16 protein-coding genes are annotated in these 24,809 nt (G+C 73.4%); 13 read left to right on the top strand and 3 right to left on the bottom strand.

Features of this window, described 5'->3' with window-relative positions:
* Positions 1-7: 7 nt before the first annotated feature.
* From IE272_RS06890 to moeZ, 11 genes are all read left to right on the top strand, one after another.
* Positions 8-1,447, top strand: coding sequence for a DUF3152 domain-containing protein (locus IE272_RS06890; RefSeq protein WP_190006460.1), 1,440 nt, complete (start codon positions 8-10; stop codon positions 1,445-1,447).
* A gap of 79 nt (positions 1,448-1,526) precedes the next feature.
* The gene (locus IE272_RS39275; RefSeq protein WP_316943073.1) at positions 1,527-1,622 is read left to right on the top strand and encodes an Ms4533A family Cys-rich leader peptide; all 96 of its coding nucleotides are present in this window, start codon (positions 1,527-1,529) and stop codon (positions 1,620-1,622) included.
* Between the two features lie 240 nt (positions 1,623-1,862).
* Positions 1,863-3,587 (top strand): ABC transporter substrate-binding protein, encoded by a 1,725-nt coding sequence (locus IE272_RS06885; protein WP_050360546.1) that lies wholly within the window; start codon positions 1,863-1,865, stop codon positions 3,585-3,587.
* Between the two features lie 2 nt (positions 3,588-3,589).
* On the top strand, positions 3,590-4,579 hold the full coding sequence (locus IE272_RS06880) for an ABC transporter permease (RefSeq protein ID WP_050360545.1): 990 nt from the start codon (positions 3,590-3,592) through the stop codon (positions 4,577-4,579).
* Positions 4,576-5,565, top strand: coding sequence for an ABC transporter permease (locus tag IE272_RS06875; RefSeq protein WP_050360544.1), 990 nt, complete (start codon positions 4,576-4,578; stop codon positions 5,563-5,565). The genes IE272_RS06880 and IE272_RS06875 overlap by 4 nt, the downstream gene beginning before the upstream one ends.
* Complete coding sequence (locus IE272_RS06870) at positions 5,562-7,208, top strand: ABC transporter ATP-binding protein (protein WP_190006459.1); 1,647 nt, start codon at positions 5,562-5,564, stop codon at positions 7,206-7,208. The genes IE272_RS06875 and IE272_RS06870 overlap by 4 nt, the downstream gene beginning before the upstream one ends.
* Before the next feature lie 190 nt (positions 7,209-7,398).
* Positions 7,399-9,288, top strand: coding sequence for a DUF3492 domain-containing protein (locus tag IE272_RS06865; protein ID WP_190006458.1), 1,890 nt, complete (start codon positions 7,399-7,401; stop codon positions 9,286-9,288).
* Positions 9,289-9,553: 265 nt separating this feature from the next.
* Positions 9,554-10,744, top strand: a complete 1,191-nt coding sequence (locus IE272_RS06860; RefSeq protein ID WP_229897223.1) for a hypothetical protein — start codon at positions 9,554-9,556, stop codon at positions 10,742-10,744.
* Between the two features lie 216 nt (positions 10,745-10,960).
* Positions 10,961-11,926, top strand: coding sequence for an NAD-dependent epimerase/dehydratase family protein (locus tag IE272_RS06855; RefSeq protein ID WP_050360540.1), 966 nt, complete (start codon positions 10,961-10,963; stop codon positions 11,924-11,926).
* Complete coding sequence (locus tag IE272_RS06850) at positions 11,914-12,738, top strand: spherulation-specific family 4 protein (protein WP_050360539.1); 825 nt, start codon at positions 11,914-11,916, stop codon at positions 12,736-12,738. The genes IE272_RS06855 and IE272_RS06850 overlap by 13 nt, the downstream gene beginning before the upstream one ends.
* A 99-nt stretch (positions 12,739-12,837) precedes the next feature.
* On the top strand, positions 12,838-14,016 hold the full coding sequence (gene moeZ / locus IE272_RS06845) for an adenylyltransferase/sulfurtransferase MoeZ (protein ID WP_007446771.1): 1,179 nt from the start codon (positions 12,838-12,840) through the stop codon (positions 14,014-14,016).
* Positions 14,017-14,110: 94 nt separating this feature from the next.
* Here moeZ and IE272_RS06840 read toward each other — a convergent pair whose 3' ends face one another.
* The 3 genes from IE272_RS06840 to IE272_RS06830 form a co-directional block, all read right to left on the bottom strand.
* Positions 14,111-15,706, bottom strand: coding sequence for an alpha/beta hydrolase (locus tag IE272_RS06840; protein WP_073957724.1), 1,596 nt, complete (start codon positions 15,704-15,706; stop codon positions 14,111-14,113).
* Between the two features lie 141 nt (positions 15,707-15,847).
* Complete coding sequence (locus IE272_RS06835) at positions 15,848-17,440, bottom strand: alpha/beta hydrolase (RefSeq protein ID WP_190006457.1); 1,593 nt, start codon at positions 17,438-17,440, stop codon at positions 15,848-15,850.
* Between the two features lie 161 nt (positions 17,441-17,601).
* On the bottom strand, positions 17,602-20,403 hold the full coding sequence (locus tag IE272_RS06830; RefSeq protein ID WP_190006456.1) for a lysylphosphatidylglycerol synthase transmembrane domain-containing protein: 2,802 nt from the start codon (positions 20,401-20,403) through the stop codon (positions 17,602-17,604).
* 221 nt (positions 20,404-20,624) lie between these two features.
* Here IE272_RS06830 and IE272_RS06825 point away from each other — a divergent pair, with 221 nt between their 5' ends.
* Positions 20,625-21,107, top strand: coding sequence for an MGMT family protein (locus tag IE272_RS06825; protein WP_057665673.1), 483 nt, complete (start codon positions 20,625-20,627; stop codon positions 21,105-21,107).
* Positions 21,108-21,319: 212 nt separating this feature from the next.
* Complete coding sequence (locus IE272_RS06820) at positions 21,320-24,793, top strand: ATP-dependent helicase (protein WP_190006455.1); 3,474 nt, start codon at positions 21,320-21,322, stop codon at positions 24,791-24,793.
* The last annotated feature ends 16 nt before the right edge of the window (positions 24,794-24,809 follow it).

The raw sequence follows: 24,809 nt of genomic DNA, 5'->3' as shown, positions 1-24,809 counted from the left end.
CCGGGGCGTGGGACGACACAGTCGAAAGGGCTCCGGGGCGATCCGCCCGGACGCGGCGGCAACGGAACCGGGCGGCGAGCGCGCCGCGGCGAGGCCCGCGCCCGGCGGCGGGCGGCGCAGACGGACCGCTCCCACGCCGACCGGTGACGGGCGGGGCCCGTTCTCCCCCGACGCCCCGCAGGTGCGCGGCGGCCACCCCGAACAGCGTGAGCAGGGCGGCGGCTGGGGCACCGGTCCCGTGCCCCGCTACGGCCAGGGACCCGGCGCCCCCGCGCCCCGCAACGCCCCCCACCCGCACTCCGGCCCGTACCCGGGCCAACGCCCCGGTCCGGACAGCCGTCCCGCCGACGCCCGGCCCTACCCCGCCGGACCCCAGGACGCCGCCGCCCGGCAGCAGGCCGTGGCCCGCCAGGTGTCCGCCCAGCGCGCGGCCCAGCGCGCCGCGGACGGCCGGGCGGCACAGCAGTCGGCGCCCCCCGGCGCCCCGGTGCCGGGCCCGCGCCGGGAGTTCGTGGACGCCTTCGACGCCGACGCCCCGTCCGGCGCGCCCGCCGAGCCGCCGGCGCGGACCCCGGACGGCGTGGACGACACCGAGACCGGGGAGCCGGACGAACGCGCCGCGCCCCGGGGCTCCAAGGGGCGGACCTTCACCGGGATCGCCGCCGCCGCGGTGACCACGGTGCTCGCGGTCGTGGTGGCCGGACAGGTCGCCGAGGACTCCGGCGACCGTGCGGCCGCCGCGCGCGCCGCCGATGTGGAGCGGCAGGAACTGGGCGAGGAGGCCTCCCGCTCCGACGCCCGCCCGACCCCGGAGCAGTCCTCGGCCAAGCCCGAGGTCAAGCCCCTCTCGTACGCGGACAAGATGGCGCAGCCGTTCCCGCTCGCCGCGGACCTGAAGGCGAGCGGCACGTTCGAGGCGGTGCCCGGTCTGGCGAAGGCCCCCGGAAAGGGGCAGAAGCACCGCTACCGGATCGATGTGGAGAAGGGTCTCGGCCTCGACGCCGGCCTTTTCGCCGAAGCCGTGCAGAAGACGCTCAACGACGACCGGAGTTGGGCGCACAACGGTGCGATGACCTTCGAGCGCATCTCCTCGGGGACCCCGGACTTCGTGATCACGCTCGCCAGTCCCGGGACCACCGGCGACTGGTGTGCCAAATCCGGTCTGGACACCACGATCGACAACGTCTCCTGCGATTCCGCCGCGACCGACCGCGTGATGATCAACGCCTATCGCTGGGCGCAGGGCGCCGCCACCTTCGGTCCGAAGGAATTGCTGCCCTACCGCCAGATGCTCATCAATCACGAGGTCGGCCACCGGCTGGGCCACAACCATGTGAGCTGCCGCACTCCCGGCGCCCTGGCTCCGGTCATGCAGCAGCAGACCAAGACCCTTGAGCTCGAAGGCATCAAGTGCAGGGCCAACCCCTGGGTGCACCCCGAGAGTTGACCTCGACACGTCCGCATCGTGAGACGGCCGTCTTGATCCGCTTTGACAGCGGTCAAGGCGGTCGTTCATATTTCTCGGCATGTCGCGCAGCCCCGCACCTTCCGAGATCGCCGCTCTTGAGCTGGCGCTTCTCGGCGTGACCGGGCACTGCGTAGCCGACGTTCTCTGTCGCTGACGCCTGTCCGAGCGCGCGTCGGCCCTTTTTTCTTTCTCTTTCCCCGTGAGCCCTTTTCGGCTCCGGCGGGCCCCCATGACTGCCGCGCCCGGACGTATTCCGTCCGCAGGCGCGGCCTTTTCCTTTTCGTTCCCCGACAACGGGGTCCGTACGTCCTTCTCGTCGTCGCCTGCGCGGATGCCGCCCTTTTTCGCTTCCTCCGCTTCATTCGCTCGCAGCACTCCGAGAGGTCATCTTCCGATGCGTCAACCGTCCGTCATATCCCGCCGCGTGGCAGCGTCCACCGCGGTTCTCGTCCTGGCCGCGGGCGTCGCGGCCTGCGGCCCCGAGGACAGCAAGGGCGCGGCCGGCACCTCCGGGGCCGAGGGCAAGCCGCAGAAGGGCGGCACCCTCACCGTCCTGAACAGCAACCCGCAGCAGGACTTCGACCCCGCCCGGCTCTACACCTCCGGCGGCGGCAACGTCCCCTCCCTCGTCTTCCGCACCCTCACCACCCGCAACCGCGAGGACGGGGCCGAGGGCGCGAAGGTCGTCCCCGACCTGGCCACCGACCTGGGCACGCCCAGCAAGGACGCCACGGTGTGGACGTACACCCTCAAGGACGGCCTGAAGTACGAGGACGGCACCGCGATCACCTCCGCCGACATCAAGTACGGCATCGAGCGCTCCTTCGCCGCCGAACTCTCCGGCGGCGCCCCCTACCTGCGGGACTGGCTGATCGGCGGGGCCGACTACCAGGGCCCGTACAAGGACAAGAAGGGCCTCGACTCCATCGAGGTGCCCGACGAGAAGACGATCGTCTTCCACCTCAACAAGCCCGAGGGCGAGTTCCCCTTCCTCGCCACCCAGACGCAGACCACCCCGGTGCCGCAGGCCAAGGACACCGGCACCAAGTACGAGGAGCACCCCGTCTCCTCGGGCCCGTACAAGGTCGTCACCAACGAGAACGACGGTGAGCGGATCGTCCTGGAGCGCAACCCGCACTGGTCGGCGGAGACCGACGAGGAGCGCAAGGCCTACCCCGACCGGATCGACGTCCGCTCCGGGCTCGACTCCGCCGTCATCAACCAGCGGCTCTCCGCCTCCCAGGGCGCGGACGCCGCCGCCGTTACCACCGACACCAACCTCGGCCCGGCCGAACTCGCCAAGGTCGGCAGCGACAAGAAGCTCGCCGCCCGCGTCGGCACCGGCCACTTCGGCTACACCAACTACATCGCCTTCAACCCGAAGGTGAAGCCCTTCGACGACCCGAAGGTACGCCAGGCGATCTCGTACGCCGTCGACCGCACCTCGATCGTCAACGCGGCGGGCGGCTCCTCGCTCGCCGAACCCGCGACCACCTTCCTGCCCGAGCGGGACTCCTTCGGCCACACGCCCTACGACCACTTCCCGGCCGGGAAGACGGGCGACGCGGCCAAGGCCAAGGAGCTGCTGAAGGAGGCCGGGCACGCCGACGGCCTGACCATCACCCTCACCCACTCCAACGACAAGGACTTCGAGACCAGCCCCGAGATCGCCACCGCGATCCAGGCCGCGCTCAAGAAGGCCGGGATCACCGTGAAGCTCCAGGGCCTGGAGAGCAACGACTACTCCGACACCATCCACAGCGCGAAGAAGGAGCCCGGCTTCTTCCTCGCCCACTGGGGAGCCGACTGGCCCTCCGGCGGCCCCTTCCTCGCCCCGATCTTCGACGGTCGCCAGATCGTGGAGGACGGCGCCAATTTCAACACCGGCTTCCTGAACGACCCCGCGGTCAACAAGGAGATCGACGAGATCAACAAGATCACCGACCTGAAGGCCGCCGCCGCCCGCTGGGGCGCGCTCGACGAGAAGATCGGCGAGCAGGCCCTGACGGTGCCGCTGTTCCACCCGGTCTACAAGCGGCTGTACGGCGAGGACGTCAAGAACATCGTCATCAGCGACTGGACCGGCGTCCTCGACGTCTCCCAGGTCGCGGTCAAGTAGCCATGTCCGAAGCACTTCTGGTCCAGGAGGCGGGAGCGGCGCCGGCCGTCGCCCCCGCCTCCGGGGCCCGGCTGTTCCTCCGGCGGCTGCGCGCCCAGCGCGCCGCCTCCGCCGCGGCCCTCGTCGTCCTCCTGCTCGTCCTGGTCGCGCTCGCCGCACCGCTGCTCACCGCACTGGCGGGCCAGGACCCCAACGCCTACCACCCCGACCTCGTCGACTCGGCGGCCGGCGGCGTCCCCATCGGCTCCTTCGGCGGCATCAGCGGCGAGCACTGGCTCGGCGTCGAACCGGGCACCGGCCGCGACCTGTTCGCCCGGATCGTGTACGGGGCCCGGGTCTCGCTCGGCGTCGCCCTCGTCGCCACCGTCCTGCAGATCGCCCTCGGCCTGGTCATCGGGCTCGCCGCCGCCCTCGGCAGCCGCGGGGTCGACCAGGTCCTCGGCCGGATCACCGACATCAACGTGGCCCTGCCGGTCATGGTGATCGCCCTGGCGCTCCTGGCGATCGTGCCCGAGTCCTTCCCCCGCCCGGTCCTGATCGCCCTCGTCATCGGGGGGATCGGCTGGTCCGGTACGTCGAAGATCGTGCGGGCCCAGGCGCTCGCCCTGAAGTCCCTCGACTTCGTCGCGGCGGCCCGGCTCAGCGGGCGGGGGAAGTGGTCCATCGCCCGCCGTGAACTGCTGCCCTCGCTCGCCGCGCCCGTCATCACGTACGCGGCCCTGGCCTTCCCCACCAACATCATCGTCGAGGCGGCCCTGTCCTTCCTCGGCGTCGGCATCAAACCGCCGACCCCGTCCTGGGGGCAGATGCTCACCGAGGCCGACACCTGGTACCAGGCGGCGCCGACGTACCTGCTGATCCCCGCCGGACTCCTCTTCGTCACCGTCCTCGCGCTCACCGTCCTCGGCGAGGGTGTGCGCACCGCACTCGACCCGCGCGCCGCCTCCCGCCTGGGCGTCGGCACCGGTACGGCCAAGGAGGGCGCGGCATGACCGGCTTTCTGCTCCGGCGGCTCGGCGGGGCGGCCCTCGTCCTGCTGGCCCTGACCGCACTCCTCTACGCGATCTTCTACGTGGCCCCCGGCGACGTCGCCCAGATCGCCTGCGGCCCCCGCTGCTCGCCCGCCCAGGTCGCCCAGGTCACCGAGCAACTGCGGCTGGACGACCCGGTCTACGTGCAGTACGCCCACTTCCTCCAGGGCATCGTCGCCGGGCGCGACTTCTCCACCGGGACCGGCACCGAGCACTGCGCGATGCCCTGCCTCGGCGTCTCCTACCAGTCCGACCAGCAGGTCACCCAGCTGATCCTGGCGAAGCTCCCGGTCACCGGCTCCCTGGTGATCGGCGCGTTCGCCGGCTGGCTGCTCCTCGGCGTCGGCACCGGCGTGCTCTCCGCCTGGCGGCGCGGCCGGCTCACCGAACGGGTGCTGACCTGGCTGACCCTGGCCGGCTCCGCCACCCCCGTCTTCGTCATCGGGCTGCTGCTCATCATCGTGTTCTGCTCCACCCTGCAGTGGCTGCCCGCACCCTCCTACGTACCGTTCACCGAGAACCCCGAACAGTGGGCCTGGGGACTGCTGCTGCCCTGGACGTCACTGGCGCTCATCGAGTCCGCCAAGTACGCCCGCCTCACCCGCAGCGCCATGCTGGAGACGCTCGCCGAGGACCATGTGCGGACCTTTCGCGCGTACGGGGTCGGCGAGCGGGCCATCATCGGCCGGCACGCGCTCCGGGGCGCGGTCGCCCCCGTCATCGCCCTGAGCGCGCTGGACTTCGGCTCGATGTTCGGCGGCGCGGTGCTCACCGAGTCCCTCTTCGGCATCCCCGGCATCGGGCGCGAGCTGGTCCACGCGGTCAAGGTCGTCGACCTGCCCGTCGTGGTCGGCATGGTGCTGGTGACCGGGTTCTTCGTCGTCCTCGCCAACGCCGTCGCGGACCTGCTGTACGCGCTGGCCGACCGACGGGTGGTCCTGTCATGACAACGCGCGATCCCCTGGTCGAGGTCTCCGGCCTCACCGTCGACTTCGGCCCCGTCCGGGCCGTTGACGGGCTCTCCTTCACCCTGGAGGCGGGCGGCGCGCTCGGCGTGGTGGGGGAGTCGGGCTCCGGCAAGAGCGCCTCCGCCTACGCCCTGCTCGGCCTCCACCGGGGAACGGGCGCCCGGGTCGGCGGGAGCGTCCGCGTCGCCGGTACGGACGTGAACACGGCCGACGACCGTGAACTGCGGGCGCTGCGGGGCGCGGGGGCCGCCATGGTCTTCCAGGACCCGCTGTCCTCGCTCGACCCCTACTACCCGGTCGGCGACCAGATCGCCGAGGTGTACCGGGTCCACCGCCCCGTCTCCCGCAAGGCCGCCCGCGCCCGCGCCGTCGAGGTGCTCGACCGGGTCGGCATCCCGGACGCGGCCCGCCGCTCACGGCTGCGCCCGCACGAGTTCTCCGGCGGCATGCGGCAACGGGCCCTCATCGCGATGGCGCTCGCCTGCGAACCGGGCCTGCTGATCGCGGACGAGCCGACCACCGCCCTCGACGTCACCGTGCAGGCCCAGATCCTGGACCTGCTGCACGATCTGCGCCACGAGACGGGCATGGGGCTCCTGCTGGTCACCCACGACGTGGGCGTGGCGGCGGAGAGCGTGGACGAGGTGCTGGTGATGCGGCACGGCAAGGAGGTGGAACGCGGCCCGGTCGCCCGGGTCCTCGGCGCACCGCGCGAGCCGTACACCAAGGAGCTGCTGGCCGCCGTGCCGCGCGTGGAGACCCGCAGGGTCGTACCGGTGCCTCCGCAGCGTGTCGCGGAGGATGAGGCGCCGCTTCTCGAAGCCGTCGGTCTGCGGCGCGAGTTCGGCCGGGGGAGCGGGCGGGTCGCCGCCGTGGACGGGGTCTCGCTCACCGTGCACGCCGGGCGCACGCTCGGCATTGTCGGCGAGAGCGGCAGCGGCAAGACCACCCTGGGCCGGATGCTGGTCCGCCTGCTCGACCCGACGGCGGGCCGCCTCCGTTACGGGGGCCGGGAGATCGGCTCGCTGCCCGAGAAGGAGCTGCGGTCCTTCCGCCGCGACCTCCAGATGGTCTTCCAGGACCCCGTCGCCTCCCTCAACCCCCGCCGCTCGGTCGGGGAGTCCGTCGCCGACCCGCTGCGGGCCGCGGGGGAGAGCGACGAGGGCCGGATCCGGGACCGGGTCGGCGAACTGCTGGAGCGCGTCGGACTCGACCCCGGCCGCTACGAGCGCTACCCGCACGAGTTCAGCGGCGGACAGCGCCAGCGCGTCGGGATCGCCCGCGCGCTGGCCGCCGGACCGAAGCTGATCGTCTGCGACGAACCCGTCTCCGCGCTGGACGTCACCACCCAGGCCCAGGTCGTCGAGCTGCTCTCGGAGCTCCAGCGGGAGCTGGGCATCGGCCTGGTCTTCATCGCCCACGACCTCGCCGTGGTCCGGCAGGTCAGCGACGAGGTCGCGGTGATGCGCCGGGGCGTGATCGTCGAGCAGGGCAGCGCCGACGCGGTGTACGCGGACCCGCAGGACCCGTACACACGCCAACTGCTGGCGGCCGTGCCCGCCCTCGATCCCGGGCTCGCGGCGGCCCGCCGGACGGCCCGCAAGGAGCTGGCCCGGGCCTGACCCTCCGTAACAACCGACCGCCGTATCGCGACGGAACGCGACCGGGGCGGGAAAGTTACGACGGTTCACCCCTTTCGGTGGCGCGACGGACAACCGTCCGTCGCGCCACCGGCGTATCCGCTTACGGTCGTCCCGCTGCGAGTCGCCATTTCAACGGCGGCCGCCCACAAGGGAGATCGGGGGTGTATTCGTGCGGATCGGACTGCTCACCGACGGTGGTTATCCGTATGCGACCGGTGAGTCCAGACTCTGGTGCGACCGACTGGTGCGCGGGCTGCCGCAGCACGAGTTCGACCTGTTCGCCCTGAGCCGCTCCGCCCACCAGGAGGACCAGGGCTGGGTCCGGCTGCCGCCGCAGGTCAGCCGGGTGCGCACCGCGCCGCTGTGGACCCCCGAGGACGGCACCCTGCGCGGCAGCGGTGAACGCGGCCTGCTGGCCCGGCTGGTGACCGGGGGCGAACAGTCCTACGGCCGGCGCGACCGCAGGCGCTTCACCGAGCACCTCACCGCCCTCGCCGGCGCGATCTGCACCCCCGACGAGGCCGGTACGGAAGCGGGCGAGGGCCCCGGCGCGGAGCTGTTCACCGAAGGGCTCTACGGCCTCGCCGAGCTGGCCCGCGAACGCGGCGGACTCCATCTCGCCCTGCGCTCCGAGGCCACCGTCCGGATCCTGGAGACCGCCTCCCGCGCCCGCGGCACCGGCCGCACCGTGCAGAACGCCACCGTCCCCGACCACCTCGCCTTCGCCGCCGAGCTGGAGCGCGCGCTGCGCCCGCTCTCGCTGGACTGGTACGACCAGGAGAGCCTCGGCGCGGTCGACCTCTGCCATGCCGCCTCCGGCGGGGCGGCCGCCCTCCCCGGGCTCCTGGCCAAACGCTTCTTCGGGGTGCCGCTGCTGGTCACCGAGCACGGCGTCCCGCTGCGCGCGCACTACCTGGCCGCCTCCGGCACCCCGTACGGAACCCCCGTGCGCGCCCTCCTCGCCGGATTCCACGGCCGCCTCACCACCGAGGTCTACCGGCAGGCCGCGATCGTCACCCCCGGCAACACCCATGTCCGCCGCTGGCAGCAGCGCTGCGGAGCGGACCCGGCCAAGCAGCGCACGGTCTACCCGGGCATGGCGGCCGAGCGGTTCGGCCAGGTCGGCGAGGACGCCGAACGCTTCGGCGCGGCCGGCGGGAGCGACGACGCGGGCGGCCCCGGCACGCTGGTCTGGGTCGGCCGGATCGAGCCCGCCAAGGACCTGATCGCCCTCCTCCACGCCTTCGCCGAGGTCCGCCGCGCCGAGCCCGGCGCCCGGCTGCGCGTCTTCGGTGCCCCGGCGGAAGGCGACGAGGCCACCACGTACCTCGCCCACTGCGAGGCCCTGGCCGCCCAGCTGTTCCCGGACGAGGCCACCGGCGCGCACACCGAGGGCGTCAGCCCGGTCACCTTCGAGGAGATCGGCGGCCCCGAGGTCCCCGACCTCGTCGAGGCCTACGGCGCGGGCGGCGTGATCGTGCTGTCCAGCGTCGTCGAGGGCTTCCCGGTCAGCCTCGTCGAAGCCATGTTCTGCGGCCGGGCCACCGTCTCCACCGACGTGGGCGCCGTCGTCGAAGTCATCGGCGGCACCGGCCTGGTGGTGCCCCCGCGCAATCCCAAGGCGCTCGCCGACGCCTGCGTCGCGCTGCTGCGCGACCCCGAGCGTCGAGCACGCCTGGGGGCCGCCGCAAGGGCCCGCGCGCTCGAACTCTTCACCGTCGAACAGAACCTCGCGGCATTTCGCGGCATTTACCTGGAGCTGATGTCGCACACCCCGGTGCGTCGCGAGGCCGACACGGTGGACGCCCACGGCGACCCGCTGCCCTTCGCCACCCCGCCGGAAGCCCGCCTCCTCGGCCACTGGACCCAGCCCGGGCCGCACCTCCGGCCGCAGCCGGACCCGGAGCCGGACCCGTCCGCCGCCGTGCCGCATTGGGCCGCGCCCGGGGCCCGGCTGCCGGACCGGCCGGGCGAACCCGAGCCGCAGCACACGCGGGAGCCGGAGCCCGAGGGCGTCTGCGCGGTCGCGGCCGGACCGGCGGGGGACGGCGATGCGTGACCACCTGGCCCTCCATGCCCCGGCGCTTGGTGACCCGGCCTTCCACGATCCGGCGCTCGGTGACCCGGTCCTTCACGATCCGGCCCTCCATGCCCCGGCCCTCCATGCCCCGGCCCTTCACGAACCGGCCCTTCACGAACCGGCCCTTCACGAACCGGCCCTTCACGAACCGGCCCTTCACGAACCGGCCCTTCACGATCCGAGCCTCCACCACCACGGAGACCACTCCGGCCCCGGAGGCCGACCCGACCACGGAGACTCCCCGATGACCCGTCCGGACGACCCGGCGACCCCCGCGGCCACCCCGGAACGCCCCGCATCCGCCCCGGAACGCCCCGCGGAGATCCGGCCCCGCACCACGGCGCGCCGGGCGCCGGGCGCCGCCGCCCGCCGGGGCCCGGCCGACCCGGTGAAGTCCCTCCTCCACCACCACCGCGACCTGTGCGAACGGGCCGTGGACCCCCTGGAGATCGCCGCCGGACTGGAAGCGCACGGTCTCACCGACCGCACCGCCGCCCGCTACCGCCACCGGGACGTCTTCGCCCTCGCCGAGGAGCTGTACGCCCGCATGCCGCCCCGAACGCGGGAGCCCGCCGCCGGCCGGCCCCCCGGCCCCGGTCCCGACACCGACGCACGGGCCGCCTGGACGCTTCTCGCCCTGCTCCCCGGAGCCGCCTGCCTGGCGACCGCCGGGGTGCTCCGGGTCACCGAGGGCGTCCTCGGCGACGGGACCCGGGCCCTCGTGACCGTCGTCGGCGCGCTCCTGGCCTGCCTGGCGCTCCGGGCGTGCCTGGGCCGCGGCCCCCTGCGCGCCCCCGAAGGAGCGGGCCGCGCCGGGATGTACGGCTGCTGGCTGCTGAGCTACGCGGTGTACGGCGAGGAACTGCTCGCCCAGATCATGACCGGCGGCCCGGACGGCCCGTGGGACGGCACCCCGGCCCCGCTGCTCGGCCTCGCCGCCGCGGTCGCCCCGGCCGCCTGGTGCGCCCACCTCTTCACCGTCCACGCCCACCGCAAACTGACCGGCAGCCGCGCCCTGGAGGAATTCGGCGCGGGCGTGCGCCCCCTGCTCCTGGCGGCCGTCACCCTCTTCCTCGGCGCGCTGCTGCCCCTGCTGTACCTGGCCGACCTCGGCCTCGGCGGAGGCGGCACGCCCGTCGCGGCCGTCGCCCTCGGGGTCCTGTTCTTCGTGGCCCGGCTGCTCGCCGCACACGGGCTGCCCGAGCCGGGCACCGTCGCGCTCGCCGCCGCCTGCGCCGTCGAGGCCGGGGCCCCGGCCCTCGTCCTCTCCGCCCGGCTCCCCGGACTCGAACCCCTGGCCCAGCCCGTGAACGCCCTCGTCTCGGCGGGCGGGACAGGAGCCGTGTCCGCCCTCGCCTGCGGCGGGGCCGCCGTCGGCCTGCTCCTGCACGCGGCCTTCGCGCTCTCCCGGGCCTCCGCCCACACCCGGACCTGAGCCCGCCCCACCGACGTACCACCCCGCACCACCCGCCGACGTACCACCGCACCACCCACTCCGACCGTTCCACCGCTTCACCGACCCACTCCCGCGGAGCCGACGCCGCGGGCTCGTCCAGCACCGCACGACCGACTCGATGACCTAGGAGAAACCCGCCATGACCCCCCAGTCCCCCGCACCGGCAGTGAGCCGTCGGCACCGAGGCGGTGCGCGATGAGGGTGCTGCTGCTCGGAGCCAACGGATTCCTCGGCCGCTTCGTCGCCGACCGTCTCCTCGCCGACCCGGCCGTCCACCTCACGGCGCTCGGCCGCGGCGACGACGCCGACGTCCGGTTCGACCTCGCGGGCGGCAGCCCCGGGGCGCTCACCCGCTTCCTCGACGCCGTCCACCCCGGAGTCGTCGTCAACTGCGCGGGCGCCACGCGCGGCGGGGCCCGGGATCTCACCCGTCACAACACCGTCGCCGTCGCCACCGTCTGCGAGGCGCTGCGCCGCAGCGGCTGCGGGGCGCGGCTCGTCCAGGTCGGCTGCGCCTCGGAGTACGGGCCCTCGCAGCCCGGGTCCTCCACCGCCGAGGACGCGGTCCCGCGCCCCGGCGGCCCGTACGGCGTCAGCAAGCTCGCCGCCACCGAACTGGTCCTCGGCTCCGGCCTCGACGCCGTCGTCCTGCGGGTCTTCTCGCCCGTCGGGCCCGGCACCCCGGCCGGCTCCCCGCTCGGCCGGCTCGCCGAGGCGATGCGCCGGGCCATGCAGTCCGGCGACGGCGAGCTGAAGCTCAGCGGCCTCGGCGTGCAGCGGGACTTCGTCGACGTACGGGACGTGGCGCGGGCTGTTCACGCCGCCTCGCTCTCCGCCGCCCAGGGCGTCGTCAACATCGGCACCGGGCGGGCCGTCCGCCTGCGCGACGCCGCCGCCGTCCTGGCGAGAGTCGCCGGGTACGCGGGTGCGCTCCACGAGCTGGACTCGCCGCCCCCGCGCCTGCCCATCGGGGCCCCGCGCACCTCTGCCGAGTCCGTCATGGAACACCTCTCCGCCACCCCGTCCCCGTACCCCGACGGCTGCGGGGTCTGGCAGCAGGCCGACGTCCGCACCGCGCGGGACCGGCTCGGCTGGCGGCCCCGGATCAACCTGGAGGAGTCCCTCGCGGACATCTGGATGGAGGCGGCGTGCCGCATCTGACCGCGCCCGCCGACGCCCGCCGCACCGCGGGCGGCGAACAGCTCGGCTTCGGCGTCCCCGGCTACGCCCACCCGCTGCTCGCCCCCGCCGAATGGGCCGGGCTGGCCCGTCCCGGCACCCCGCTGCACTGGGCCGTCCTCAACATCGCGGACGGCCCCGGCTCCCGGCCCGACCCGCACTGCCTGGAGGCGGCGGGCCGACTGCACAACGCCCGTGAACGCGCCCTGCACGGCGGCTCCCCGGACGACACCGTCCGGGCCTCCGGCGGCAGGCTGCTCGGCCACCTCGACCTCGCCCACGGCGAGCGGCCGTTCGAGGAGCTGATCGCGGACGCCCGGTCCTTCATCGACTGGTACCGCATCGGCGGCTTCTACCTCGCCCGGTGCCCCACCGAGCGGGCCGGCCTGCCCGCGGTCCGCCGCCTCACCGGTACGCTCCACGCCCTGCTGGCGGAGAGCGACAGCGCGGACGGCGGGGGCCGCCTGGTGCTGGGCCACGGCACGCACCCGTATCCCGGGTACGCGGAGGCGGCCGACCAGCTGGTCACCTTCCAGGGCCCCTGGACCGACTACCGCTGGTCCCAGGTGGCCGAGTGGACGGCCGACTATCCACCGGAGCGGTTCGCCCACTTCGTCCACGGGGTTCCCCGCACCCATCTGGAGGAGGCCATGCGCATCGCCCGCTGGCAGGGCGCCGGGACGATCTTCTTCACCGACCGGGACGGCCGAAGCGGACAAAGTGACCCATTCGCGACGCTGCCCAGGTACTGGGACGAAATCGTCTCGCGGATCGGACCGGGTATCTCGGAATGAGAAGGGGCGTGGCAGTGTTACGGGGAGAACAACCGTACGTAGTCGACCGTAAGAAGTCGGTCTACGTAGAATCCGACCACCTGCATTGTTGAGGTTCCTGTGTCGCTGCCACCCCTGGTCGAGCCAGCTGCTGAGCTCACCGTCGACGAGGTCCGCAGGTACTCCCGCCACCTGATCATCCCGGATGTCGGGATGGACGGACAGAAGCGCCTGAAGAACGCCAAGGTGCTGTGTGTCGGCGCCGGTGGCCTCGGCTCGCCGGCCCTGATGTACCTGGCCGCGGCCGGTGTCGGCACGCTCGGCATCGTGGAGTTCGACGAGGTCGACGAGTCGAACCTGCAGCGCCAGATCATCCACAGCCAGGCCGACATCGGCCGGTCCAAGGCGGAGTCCGCCAAGGACTCGGTGCTGGGCATCAACCCGTACGTCAACGTGATCCTTCACGAAGAGCGGCTCGAAGCCGAGAACGTGATGGAGATCTTCGCGCAGTACGACCTGATCGTGGACGGCACGGACAACTTCGCCACCCGCTATCTCGTCAACGACGCCGCGGTGCTGCTGAACAAGCCGTACGTCTGGGGCTCGATCTACCGCTTCGACGGCCAGGCCTCCGTGTTCTGGTCCGAGCACGGGCCCTGCTACCGCTGCCTCTACCCGGAGCCCCCGCCGCCGGGCATGGTCCCCTCCTGCGCCGAGGGCGGCGTGCTGGGCGTGCTCTGCGCGTCCGTCGGCTCCATCCAGGTCACCGAGGCCATCAAGCTGCTCGCCGGGGTCGGCGACCCGCTGGTCGGCCGGCTGATGATCTACGACGCCCTGGAGATGCAGTACCGCCAGGTCAAGGTCCGCAAGGACCCCGACTGCGCGGTCTGCGGCGAGAACCCCACCGTCACCGAGCTCATCGACTACGAGGCCTTCTGCGGCGTCGTCTCCGAGGAGGCGCAGGAGGCGGCGCTCGGCGCGACGATCACTCCCAAGCAGCTCAAGGAGTGGATCGACGGCGACGAGAAGATCGAGATCATCGACGTCCGCGAGAAGAACGAGTACGAGATCGTCTCGATCCCCGGCGCGAAACTGATCCCGAAGGGCGAGTTCCTCATGGGCACCGCCCTCCAGGACCTCCCGCAGGACAGGCGCATCGTCCTGCACTGCAAGACGGGCGTCCGCAGCGCCGAGGTCCTCGCGGTCCTCAAGTCCGCGGGCTTCGCCGACGCGGTGCACGTCGGTGGCGGCGTGATCGGCTGGGTCAACCAGATCGAGCCCGAGAAGCCGGTGTACTAGAGCGTTCCGTACGGCATTCGTACGAGGGAGGGGCCGGTCCGCGCACACGCGCGGACCGGCCCCTCCCTCTGTGCCCGGCCTCCCGGGCCCCCGGCTACGAACAGGTCGTGCCGTCCTCCGGGACCTTCCCGTCCAGGAAGTAGTCGTCGATCGTCGAGGTCACACAGTCGTTGCCGCCGTAGGCCCCGTGACCCTCGCCCTTGTTGGTCAGCAGCACACCGACGCCCTTGCCCAGCTCGTCCGCCATCCGCCGTGCCCCCTCGTACGGGGTCGCCGGGTCGCCGGTCGTCCCCACGACCAGGATCGGACCCGCGCCCGGCGCACTGGTCTCCGGCGTCTCGTTCTCCCCCTCGACCGGCCACTGGGCGCACCAGCCCGCGGTGTCCCAGGCCAGGAACGGGCCGAAGACCGGTGACAGCTTCCGGAACTCCGGCAGCAGCGCACGGGCCTCGTCCACGGTGGGGCGGGACGTCGAGTCGGCGCAGGAGATCGCCCGCTGGGAGTGGTTCTGGGTGTCGTAGCGTCCCTGCTCGTCACGTCCGTTGTACGAGTCGGCGAGCCGGAGCAGGCCGTTGCCCGTACCGTTGTTCTCCGCCTCGTCGAGCGCGGCCGTCAGGGCGGGCCAGCCCGACTCGGAGTACAGCGGGGTAACGATGCCGGTGATGGCGAGCGACTCGCTTAGCTCACGGCCCGAGTCGGTCGGCAGCGGGCTCCGGTCGATGCGGGCCAGCAGCCGGGCGATGCGCTCGGAGCCCGTCTTCGGGTCCTGGTCGCGGTCCTTGAGGTAGTTCTCCAGCGCGCGCTGGAAGCCCGTGGTCTGGTTCCGGGCGTGCCCGGTCCCGTCCGCCGTCGGGTCGACGACCGCGTCCAGCACGGTGCGTCCCACCTTGTGCGGGAAGATGTGCGCGTACGTTCCGCCCAGCTCCGTACCGTAGGAGAAGCCGAAGTAGGACAGCTTCTCGTCGCCCAGCACCTCGCGGATCAGGTCCAGGTCGCGGGCGGCGTTGACCGTGCCGACGTGCGGCAGGACCGCGCCCGAGCGGCGCTCGCAGCCGGCGCCGAAGTCCGCGGCGTCCTCGATGAACGCCTTCTCCTCGGCCGCCGTGTCCGGAGTCAGGTCGACGCTCCGGTGGGCCTGCTCCTGCTCCTTGTCGGTGCGGCAGCGCACCCCGGAGCTGGCCGCGACCCCGCGCGGATCGAAACTCACCAGGTCGTAGCGGGAGTTCAGCTTCGCGTACGCGTCGGCCGAGCGCGGCAGCGTCCCGACGCCGGATCCGCCGGGGCCGCCGAAGTTGAACAGCAGCGAGCCGAGCCGCCGCCCCTTGTCGCGGGCCTGCTTGCGGACCAGCGCGATGGAGAGCGTCTCCCCCGACGGTTCCGTGTAGTCCAGCGGTACGTCCACGCTCGCGCAACGCCAGGCGGAACCGGGGGCCTCGCCACCCTGCGGTGCCGGGCACCGCTGCCAGTCGAGGCGCTGCGCGGTGAGGGCGGACGGCAGCTCCGGCGTCTTGGGGGAGTCCTCGAGGTCCGTCGGCGTGGGTGCGGCGGAGGCGTCGCCGGGGCGGCCGTCGGCCGGTTCGCTCGCCTCCGGCTCCGACCGCAACAGGCCGCAGCCGGCGAGCAGTCCGGCCGCGAGGAGAGCCGCTCCCGTCCTGACGGCGGCCCGATGGACACGACGGTGCGCACGCATGATCCGGCTTCCCTCCCCTAGGGGGGTGTCCTGTCGGTCAGGGCAGACACCCCCTGGCCCGAAGCCGGTGGCGACGCGACGGGCGGCTGTGATGTGCGGCCATGCTAACCGCCGTGCACGGCCCGGGAGTCGGGGGTCGGGTCACCCGCAGACGGTGCCGGACTTCGGCACCGTACCGTTCAACAGATAGCCGTCCACCGTTCGTTGCACACACGCGTCCTTGCTGTTGTATGCCCCGTGCCCCTCGCCCTTGTAGGTCAGCTCGACGCCGACGCCCTTGCCGAGCTGCTGCACCATCGCCTTCGCGCCCGCGTACGGGGTCGCCGGGTCGCCGGTGTTGCCGATGACCAGGATCGGGGCGGAGCCCGGGGCGCTGACGTCCGGGGTCTTCCAGGCGCCCGCCACCGGCCAGCCGGTACAGCTCATCAGGCCCCAGCCCAGGTAGTCCCCGAACAGCGGGGACGCCTTGCGGAACGCGGGCAGCGCCGCCTTCGTCTGCTCCAGGGAGAACCGCTGCTCGCTGTCCGCACAGTTGATGGAGATGTTGGCGGCGTTGGAGTTGTCGTACCTCCCGTCCTCCGAGCGGCCGTTCAGGGAATCGGCCAGGGCGAGCAGCAGCCCGCCGTTCCCGCCGCCCGCCTCGTCCAGGCCCTGCTCCAGCAGCGGCCAGGTCTCCTGGGAGTACAGCGCGGACGCGATGCCGGTGGTGGCCAGCGTCTGGGTCAGCGCCCGGTCGCCGAGCCCGTCGATGGGCTCCTCCTCCAGCTCGCCCAGCAGGTCGGCGATGCCCTGCTCGACCTCCTGCCGGGTGGCCCCGGGCAGCGCGCAGTCGTCGCGTTCCGCGCAGTCCTTCGTGAAGTTGTCCAGGGCGAGCTGGAAGCCCTGGGCCTGGCCGATGGAGGACTGCTCGGCGTCCTTCGTGGGGTCGACCACCGCGTCGAAGACCGCCCGGCCGACCTTGTCCGGGAAGAGGTGGGCGTAGACGCCGCCGAGCTCCGTGCCGTACGAGATGCCGAAGTAGTGCAGCTTGTCGTCGCCCAGCACCGTGCGCATCAGGTCCATGTCGCGGGCGGCGTTCGTCGTGCCCACGAAGGGGAGTTCGGAGCCGGAGTTCTCCTCGCAGTCCGCGATGAAGTCCTCCTGCCCCTGGACGAACTGCTTCTCCTCGGCCGCGTCGTCCGGGGTGGAGTCCTCCTGGTAGAAGGCGTCGAGCTGGGCGTCGTCCGCGCACTGGACGCCCTCGCTGCGGCCGACCCCGCGCGGGTCGAAGCTCACCAGGTCGTACCGGGTGCGGAGCTTGTCGTACTCGGTGCCGAACGCGGGCAGCGTCGCGACGCCGGACGCGCCGGGTCCGCCGAAGTTGAACACCAGCGAGCCGATCCGCCGCTTCTGGTCCTTGGCCTTCGCCCGCACCAGCGCCAGTTCGATCGTGCGGCCGTCCGGCTCCGCGTAGTCGAGGGGCACGTCCATGAAGGAGCACTCCCACACCACGCCGCCGGGCAGCGGGGACGGCGACTCGCCGCCGCCCTGGGCCGAGTTCGGGGGTGGACACGGGGACCATTCGAGCTGCTGCGACGCCAGGTCCTCGGGGGTGGAGGACGGCGAGGCGGTCGAGGCCCCGGTGGGCGTCGAGGACCCGTCCCCGTCGCCGCCGTCCGAACAGGCGGCCAGCGGCAGCAGCACGGTGGCGGTGGCGGCGAGGGCGGCGGCACGCAGAGCGGGGGAAGTCCTCATGACCCCATCGTGCGGCGGGGCGCCGGGGAGCGCGGCCGGGCGCGGTCCATGCGGGTGGCGGCGGGTCCGCCCGCCCTGCCCGGGCCGGGCGGGACCGCCCGCACCGCCCGGGCCTCAGGCCCCGGCCCGCCTCGCGGGTCGGCCGGCGACCGGACCTCCGGCTACAGCTCGCCCTTGCGGGTCAGCTGGTTGAAGGCGATCCACCCCGGCAGCACCGGCAGCCACAGCGTCATCACGCGGTACAGCAGCACCGCGGGCGCCGCGACCTCCTTCGGCAGCCCGACCGCGATCAGGCCCAGCGTCAGGGCCCCCTCGACCGCGCCCATGCCGCCCGGCGTCGGGGCGGCCGAGCCGAGCGCGTTCCCGGCCAGGAAGACCACCGCGATGCTCGCGTAGCTCAGCTGGGGGACGTCCGGGCCGCTGAACGCCCGGATCGAGGCGTCCAGGCAGAGCACGAACAGGCCGGTCAGCAGCAGCATGCCGCCGATGCCCGTGAGCAGCTTCTGCGGCCGCTGCACCACGTCCAGCATGCGCGGCACGACCCCGGCGAACAGCGAGCGCACCCGGGTCACCACGAACTTCCGCAGGAACGGGATCGCCGTCACCACCAGCACCAGCACCGCGACCGTGAGCAGACCGGCGATCACCGTCCGGGACGGGGTCAGCGAGTCCGGGGTCCTCTCCGTACCGGTGAGATACCCGAACAGCGCCAGCAGCATGATGTGGGCGCCGAGCCCGAAGAGCTGGGAGGCCCCGACGCTCGCCACCGCGAGACCGGGGCGCACCCCGGCCCGCTGGAGGAAGCGGGTGTTCAGCGCCACGCCCCCGACCGCGGCGGGCGCCACGATCTTCACGAAGGAGCCGGCCACCTGCGCCTGCACCGTCTTCAGGAACGGCACCCGCTCCGGCACGAAGCCCAGCAGGCTCATCGCCGCCGCCACGTAGCTCAGCGCCGAGAAGCCGAGGGCGGCCGCCACCCAGCCCCACTCCGCCTGCTCCACGACCGCACCGAAGTCGGCCTGGGTGACCTGGGAGATCAGGAAGTACGCGGCGATGGCCCCGGCGATGAAGCTGAACAGGGTGCGCGGCTTGATGCGCTCCAGACGGACCGGTTCGACCGGGGCCTGCGGGCGGATCAGCAGCACCTGACGGCGGATCTGGGCGAGCAGATCCTCCTCGCGGGCCTCCTCCAGCGCGTCGTCGATGGCGCGCTTCTCGGCCTGCTTCTCGGTGCGCAGCGTCTTGCGCTCCGCCTTGAGATCCGCTTTGGGATCCGTCCTCTGTTCGGCCTTCCGGTCCGCGCCGTGATCCGGGTGCGGCCCCTCGGCGGATTCCGCGGCGGCCTGCGCCTTCGCCTGCTTGGCCGCCTGCGAGGCCTCCACCACCGCTTCCCGCTCGCGCTGCGAACGCTCGCGGGCGATCCGGCGCAGCGTCGCCCGGGTGGAGCGGCTCAGCGCGATCGGCTGGAGCAGCGGCAGACAGTCCGCCACCGCGTCCGGGCCGAGCACGGCCAGCGCCCCGGCGACCGACCGCTCGGCCCCCACCCGCAGCCCCAGCGTGGTCAGCAGCTGGGCCACGTCCATCCGCAGCACCAGGTCACCGGCGGCGATCTCGCCACCGCGCAGGTCCGTCACGAACGCCCTGCCGGAACGATCCACCAGGAGCGCGTCACCGGTCAGTCTGCGGTGCGCGATCCGCCGTGACTGGAGGGCCTTCACCTGACGCCAGGCGCCGCGCACCAGATCGTCGGTGATCTCCTCGTCCTCCATCGAGTCCAGCGTCCGCCCGCCGATGTGCTCGTAGACGAGCATCACCGCGTCGGGGCCCAGCTCCGAGGTGGCGATCAGCTTGGGCGCGTTCGCCCCGGCGGCGATGGCCGCGTACGCGAGCAGCGCCTCCTGCTCCAGCGCCTGGCGCAACGACTGGATCGAGCGCCGCTGGGTGATCCCGCGCAGCGTGAGCCGCCGCCAGGCCCGGTAGAAGAACCCCTGGGCCTGCTGTTCCCGGTCGACGACGGTGACGTCCAGCGGGGGGCCGTCCTCCAGGGTGACCAGATAACGCCGCCCCCGGTCGTTCTGGTCGGCGTGGTCCGGGGCGTCCTCGGTGCGCATCGCCGCGACCGGGCGGAAGCCCACGTGCCGCAGCCCCGCCATCAGGTGCTGGCCGGTGGGGCGGACGTTCGGCGAGCCGACCGCGTACAGCGTCCCGTACGCCACGGTCCAGCCGATCAGCACGGTGAGGATGATCGAGAACGGGGTGGTGTACCCGCCCACCAGCATCGCGAACGCGTCGAGCAGCAGCACCACCCACAGCACCACGCGCCAGCGCGGCCGCCGTGCCATCCCGACCGCCGTCATGTACGCGATGACCGGCGCGAGATAGCCGTGCACCGGGTCGGTGAGCCCGCCGGACGTCTGCGGCTGGGTCAGCGCGTCCTGGATGGTGCCGGGCGCGGACCGCGAGACCCAGAGGTCGGTGGCGAGCGTCACCCCGTGGGCGAGCACGGCCGCGAGCACACCGTCCGCGATGCGCAGACCGTCGCGTTTGATGAGGCGTTCGATGGCGAAGGCGACGGGCACCAGCAGCACGGCGATGCTGGAGACCAGACCGGCGATCTTGATCAGCAGATCGGGCGCCTGCTCGGTGCCCTTGGAGATGTCGTCCTCAAGACCGGTGGTGGTGCCCTGGGCGAACGCGGCGATCGAGAACAGGACCGCGATCGCGAGCACCCCGATGAGCAGCCGCATCAGGTCGGAGGGGCGGTGCACCCGGGCGGGGAGCAGCGGCTCGTCGCCGGAGACGCGGTCGGTCAGGGCGGCTTCGGCCGAGGCCAGCGTCGAGCCGGCCAGATGTCCGGTGGTGGACGTCGTGGGGCCGTCGGCACGGGGCGTTCCGGAGGACTCGGAATCACCCTGCGGGCGCTCCCCGGCATCGGAGGCGTCCGCCGCCTTCGGTGGCTGCACGCCCTGCTCCTTCGTCGCCTCTGGTTCGTCTTCGTGTTCTGGTATCACCGGTCACCGCCCGCATGATGGTGGCACGGCCCGTAGACAGAGGAGGGCATCAGGGTGCATTGCACGGGCGCGGGAAGCGCAACATACGCTCCTTTCCACCCGTGTGCACGCGGTGTGCCCGGACGGATACCGTTTCGGCCGGGCTGTCGGTGGCGTACGGCAGGATGGGACGGATGAGCCAGGACCAGACGGACGGGGGCGGGTCCGGCACCGCCCCGACCGGCGCCGAACTGCCGGAGTACGCGGAGCGCGTCCTCGATGTGGCCGATCTGATCCCGCCCGGCCGGGTGATGACGTACGGCGACATCGCGGAGTGGCTGGGCGAGGGGGGACCCCGCCAGGTCGGCCGGGTCATGGCGCTGTACGGATCGGCCGTGCCGTGGTGGCGCGTCGTCCGCTCCGACGGGACGCTGCTCCCCGCCCACGAGCTGCGGGCGCTGGACCACTACCGGGCCGAGGGCACCCCCCTGCGTGAGGCGTCGCACCGGGCGGAGGGGCACATCCCGCGCATCGACATGCGGCGCGCCCGCTGGGACGGCGGCGGGCAGGCGGATGCCGCACCCGACGAAGGGCGCGGTCCGGGCGATCAGGACGGACCGGGCGAACCGGGCGGTCCGGGCGGTCCGGGCGGTCCGGGCGAGAAAGCTCACACCTGACAGCATCCGCCATCGGCCTCCGGCGGATACGGCCCGACGCGGCAGCGCACGTGACGAGGGACGCAGCGCGGCCGCCGCCTCCCACGCCGCCGCTGGCGTAGCGTCGTCATCGCGCGGCACGCTCCGCCCGCCCCCTTCCTCCTGCTCGACTGCACCGACCCGTCCCTCAACACCAGCACACCCGCGTACACCCACCAGGACCGGCGATCCACGTGAGTTCCTCCTCCACCCGGCACAGTCCGCACCGTGAGTCACGGCCGCGGACCACGGGCGCGTACCGCCTGGTGCGCACTCCGCCGGGTTCCGTGGATCCCCCTCTCCTGGACGCAGGCCAGCGCGCGGTGGTTGATCACCCCGGCGGCCCGCTGCTGGTCCTCGCCGGGCCCGGCACCGGGAAGACCACCACCCTCGTCGAATCCGTCGCCGCGCGGGTGAACCGGGGCGCCGACCCCGCCCGCATCCTCGTCCTCACCTTCAGCCGCAAGGCCGCCGTCGAGCTGCGCGACCGGATGGCCGCCCGCCTCGGGGCGGCCCGGGGCCCGCAGGCCACGACGTTCCACTCGTACTGCTACGCCCTGGTCCGGGCCCACCAGGACGCCGATCTGTTCGCCGATCCGCTGCGCCTGCTGTCCGGACCCGAGCAGGACGTCACCGTTCGCGAGCTGCTCGCGGGCCAGCTCGACCTGGAGAAGGAGGGCCTGGCCCACGTCCGCTGGCCGGACGAGCTGCGGTCCTGCCTGACCACCCGAGGCTTCGCCGACGAGGTGCGCGCGGTGCTGGCCCGCAGCCGTGAACTGGGTCTCGGCCCGGACGCGCTGGCCGCCTTCGCCCGCCGCACCGGCCGCCCGGACTGGACGGCGGCGGCCCAGTTCCTCGCCGAGTACCTCGACATCCTCGACGCCCAGGGCGTCCTGGACTACGCCGAGCTGGTCCACCGCGCGGTCCTGCTCGCCGAGCGCCCCGAGGTGGCGGAGCGGCTGGCCGGGAGCTACGACGCGGTGTACGTCGACGAGTACCAGGACACCGACCCGGCCCAGGTGCGTCTGCTGCACGCGCTGGCGGGCAACCGGGGGCGCGCGCCGGGGCACGACCGGGAGCGCGGTGCGGATGCGCGCGGTGGACGGACGCTGATCGCCTTCGGCGACCCCGACCAGTCGATCTACACGTTCCGGGGCGCCGACGTGAACGGCATCCTCGACTTCCCCGACACCTTCCGCCGGGCGGACGGGGGCCCCGCGCCCGTGGGCGTCCTCACCACCTCCCGCCGCTCCGGGGCCGGACTGCTCGCGGCGACCCGGCTGCTCACCCGCCGGATGCCCCTGACCCGGCTGCCCGCCGACACGGTCCGCGTCCACCGGGACCCGGCCGCCGTCCGGGACGGCGGCCTCGTCGAGACGTACACCTACCCGACCGCGTCCACGGAGCTGGAGAACATCGCGGACCTGCTGCGCCGCGCCCATCTGGAGGACGGGGTGCCGTGGCAGGAGATGGCCGTGCTGGTACGGGCCGGAGGCCGCTCGCTGCCCGCCGTCCGCCGCGCCCTCACCTCCGCCGGCGTCCCCCTGGAGGTCGACGGCGACGACCTGCCGCTGCGCCACGAACCGGCCGTCGCCCCCCTGCTGACGGCGCTGCGGACGGTGGCCACCGCGGCGCTGCACCACCGCCCCGCTGAAGCAGAAGCCGAAGCAGAAGCCGAAGCAGAAGCCGAAGCAGAAGCCGAAGCGGAAGCCGAAGCGGAGGATCAGCCGGAGGAAGCGGCAGCGGAAGGGCCGGAGGGGGGTCCCGAGGAGAGTCCCGAGGAGGGGCCCGCACCCTGGCTCGACACCGAAACCGCCCTCACCCTCCTCACCTCCCCGCTCGGCTCCATGGACGCCGCCGACCTGCGCCGCCTCGGCCGGGCCCTGCGCGACGAGGAGCGCGCCGCCGGGATCCGGGTCCCCGCACCTTCCGACGCACTGCTGGCCCGCGCCCTGGCCGAGCCCGAACGGCTCGTCACGCACGACCCGGCGTACGCCCACGGAGCGCAGCGCCTCGGCGCGCTCCTGCGCAAGGCCCGCGAACTCCTCGAAGGCGGCGGCACCGCCGAGGAGGCCCTGTGGACCCTGTGGAACGGCACCCCCTGGCCCGGCAGGCTGGAGCGGGCCGCACTGCGCGGCGGGGCGGGCGGGCGCAACGCCGACCGCGATCTCGACGCGGTGTGCGCCCTGTTCGAGACGGCGGCGCGCGCCGAGGAGCGCACCGGCGGGCGCGGGGCCCTCAACTTCCTCGAAGAGGTCGACGCCCAGGACATCGCCGCGGACACCCTCACGCGGCGGACCGCCCGCCCCGACGCCGTACGCCTGATGACCGCTCACCGCTCCAAGGGCCTGGAGTGGCGGCTCGTCGTCGTCGCCGGGGTCCAGGAGGGCGTCTGGCCCGACCTGCGCCGCCGGGGCTCCCTCCTGGAGGCCGACCGGATCGGCCGCGACGGACTCGCCGAACCCCTCACGCCCGGGGCCCTCCTCGCCGAGGAGCGCCGGCTCTTCTACGTCGCCGCCACCCGCGCCCGTGACCGCCTCGTCGTCACTGCCGTGAAGGCCCCCGCCGACGACGGCGACCAGCCCTCCCGCTTCCTGACCGAGCTGGGCGTCGAACCCCGCGACGTCACCGGCCGCCCGCGCCGCCCCCTCGCCGTCGCCGCGCTCGTCGCCGAACTGCGCGCCACCACGGTCGACCCGGCCGCCTCCGACGCGCTGCGCGAGGCCGCCGCCCACCGCCTCGCCCGGCTCGCCGCGCTCACCGACGACGAGGGGCAGCCGCTGGTGCCCGCGGCCCACCCGTACCGCTGGTGGGGCCTGGAGGAGCCGACCCGCTCAGCCGTCCCGCTGCGCGACCGCGACCAGCCCGTCACCCTCTCCGGCAGCGCGCTGGACCAGCTCGCCAACACCTGCGCCCTCCAGTGGTTCCTGGGCCGCGAGGTGAAGGCCGACGCCCCGGCCACCGCCGCCCAGGGGTTCGGCAACGTCGTCCACGTACTCGCCGACGAGGTCGCCTCCAGCCGTACGCCCGCCGACCTCGACGTCCTCATGGAACGCCTGGACTCCGTGTGGAACGGCCTCGCCTTCGACGCCCCCTGGAAGTCCGAGCAGGAGAAGGACCACGCCCGTGCCGCCCTGGAACGCTTCCTGCACTGGCACGTCCTGGACCGGGGCGGCCGCACCCCCGCCGCGAGCGAGCACGACTTCGACGTGACCCTGGAGGCGGGCGAGTACGCCGTACGCATCCGGGGCTCGATGGACCGGGTCGAACAGGACGCCGAAGGCCGGGCGTACGTCGTCGACTTCAAGACCGGCAAGGGCGCGCCCACCAAGGACGAGGTCGCCGCCCACCCCCAGCTCGCCGTCTACCAGCTCGCCGTCCGCGAGGGCGCGGTCGACGAGGTCTTCGACGGCAAACGCCCCGAGCCGGGCGGGGCCGAGCTGGTCCAGCTCCGCCAGCCCGCCCCCAAGAAGGAGGGCGGCGACGCCTTCCCCAAGGTCCAGGCCCAGGAACCACTGGCCGGGGAATGGGTCTCCGGGCTGCTCGCCACCGCCGCCGGAAAGGTCCTGGACGAACGCTTCACGCCCACCACCGGCACCCACTGCTCCCACTGCGCCTTCCGTGCCTCGTGCAGCGCCCAGCCGGAGGGGCGGCAGGTGGTCGAGTAGCCGCCGCATCCGGGTC

This window comes from Streptomyces anulatus (assembly GCF_014650675.1).
GTDB classification, from domain to species: Bacteria; Actinomycetota; Actinomycetes; order Streptomycetales; family Streptomycetaceae; genus Streptomyces; species Streptomyces anulatus.
Note: the sequence above shows the minus strand (reverse complement) of the source record. Positions and strands in the feature narration are given on the sequence as shown.

Coding starts and splice junctions, on each gene's coding strand:
- IE272_RS06825 (WP_057665673.1), top strand. CDS start 20,625: ATGAGCCAGGACCAGACGGACGGGGGCGGGTCCGGCACCGCCCCGACC.
- IE272_RS06885 (WP_050360546.1), top strand. CDS start 1,863: ATGCGTCAACCGTCCGTCATATCCCGCCGCGTGGCAGCGTCCACCGCG.
- IE272_RS06875 (WP_050360544.1), top strand. CDS start 4,576: ATGACCGGCTTTCTGCTCCGGCGGCTCGGCGGGGCGGCCCTCGTCCTG.
- IE272_RS39275 (WP_316943073.1), top strand. CDS start 1,527: ATGTCGCGCAGCCCCGCACCTTCCGAGATCGCCGCTCTTGAGCTGGCG.
- IE272_RS06870 (WP_190006459.1), top strand. CDS start 5,562: ATGACAACGCGCGATCCCCTGGTCGAGGTCTCCGGCCTCACCGTCGAC.
- IE272_RS06835 (WP_190006457.1), bottom strand. CDS start 17,440: ATGAGGACTTCCCCCGCTCTGCGTGCCGCCGCCCTCGCCGCCACCGCC.
- IE272_RS06840 (WP_073957724.1), bottom strand. CDS start 15,706: ATGCGTGCGCACCGTCGTGTCCATCGGGCCGCCGTCAGGACGGGAGCG.
- IE272_RS06880 (WP_050360545.1), top strand. CDS start 3,590: ATGTCCGAAGCACTTCTGGTCCAGGAGGCGGGAGCGGCGCCGGCCGTC.
- IE272_RS06855 (WP_050360540.1), top strand. CDS start 10,961: ATGAGGGTGCTGCTGCTCGGAGCCAACGGATTCCTCGGCCGCTTCGTC.
- IE272_RS06860 (WP_229897223.1), top strand. CDS start 9,554: ATGACCCGTCCGGACGACCCGGCGACCCCCGCGGCCACCCCGGAACGC.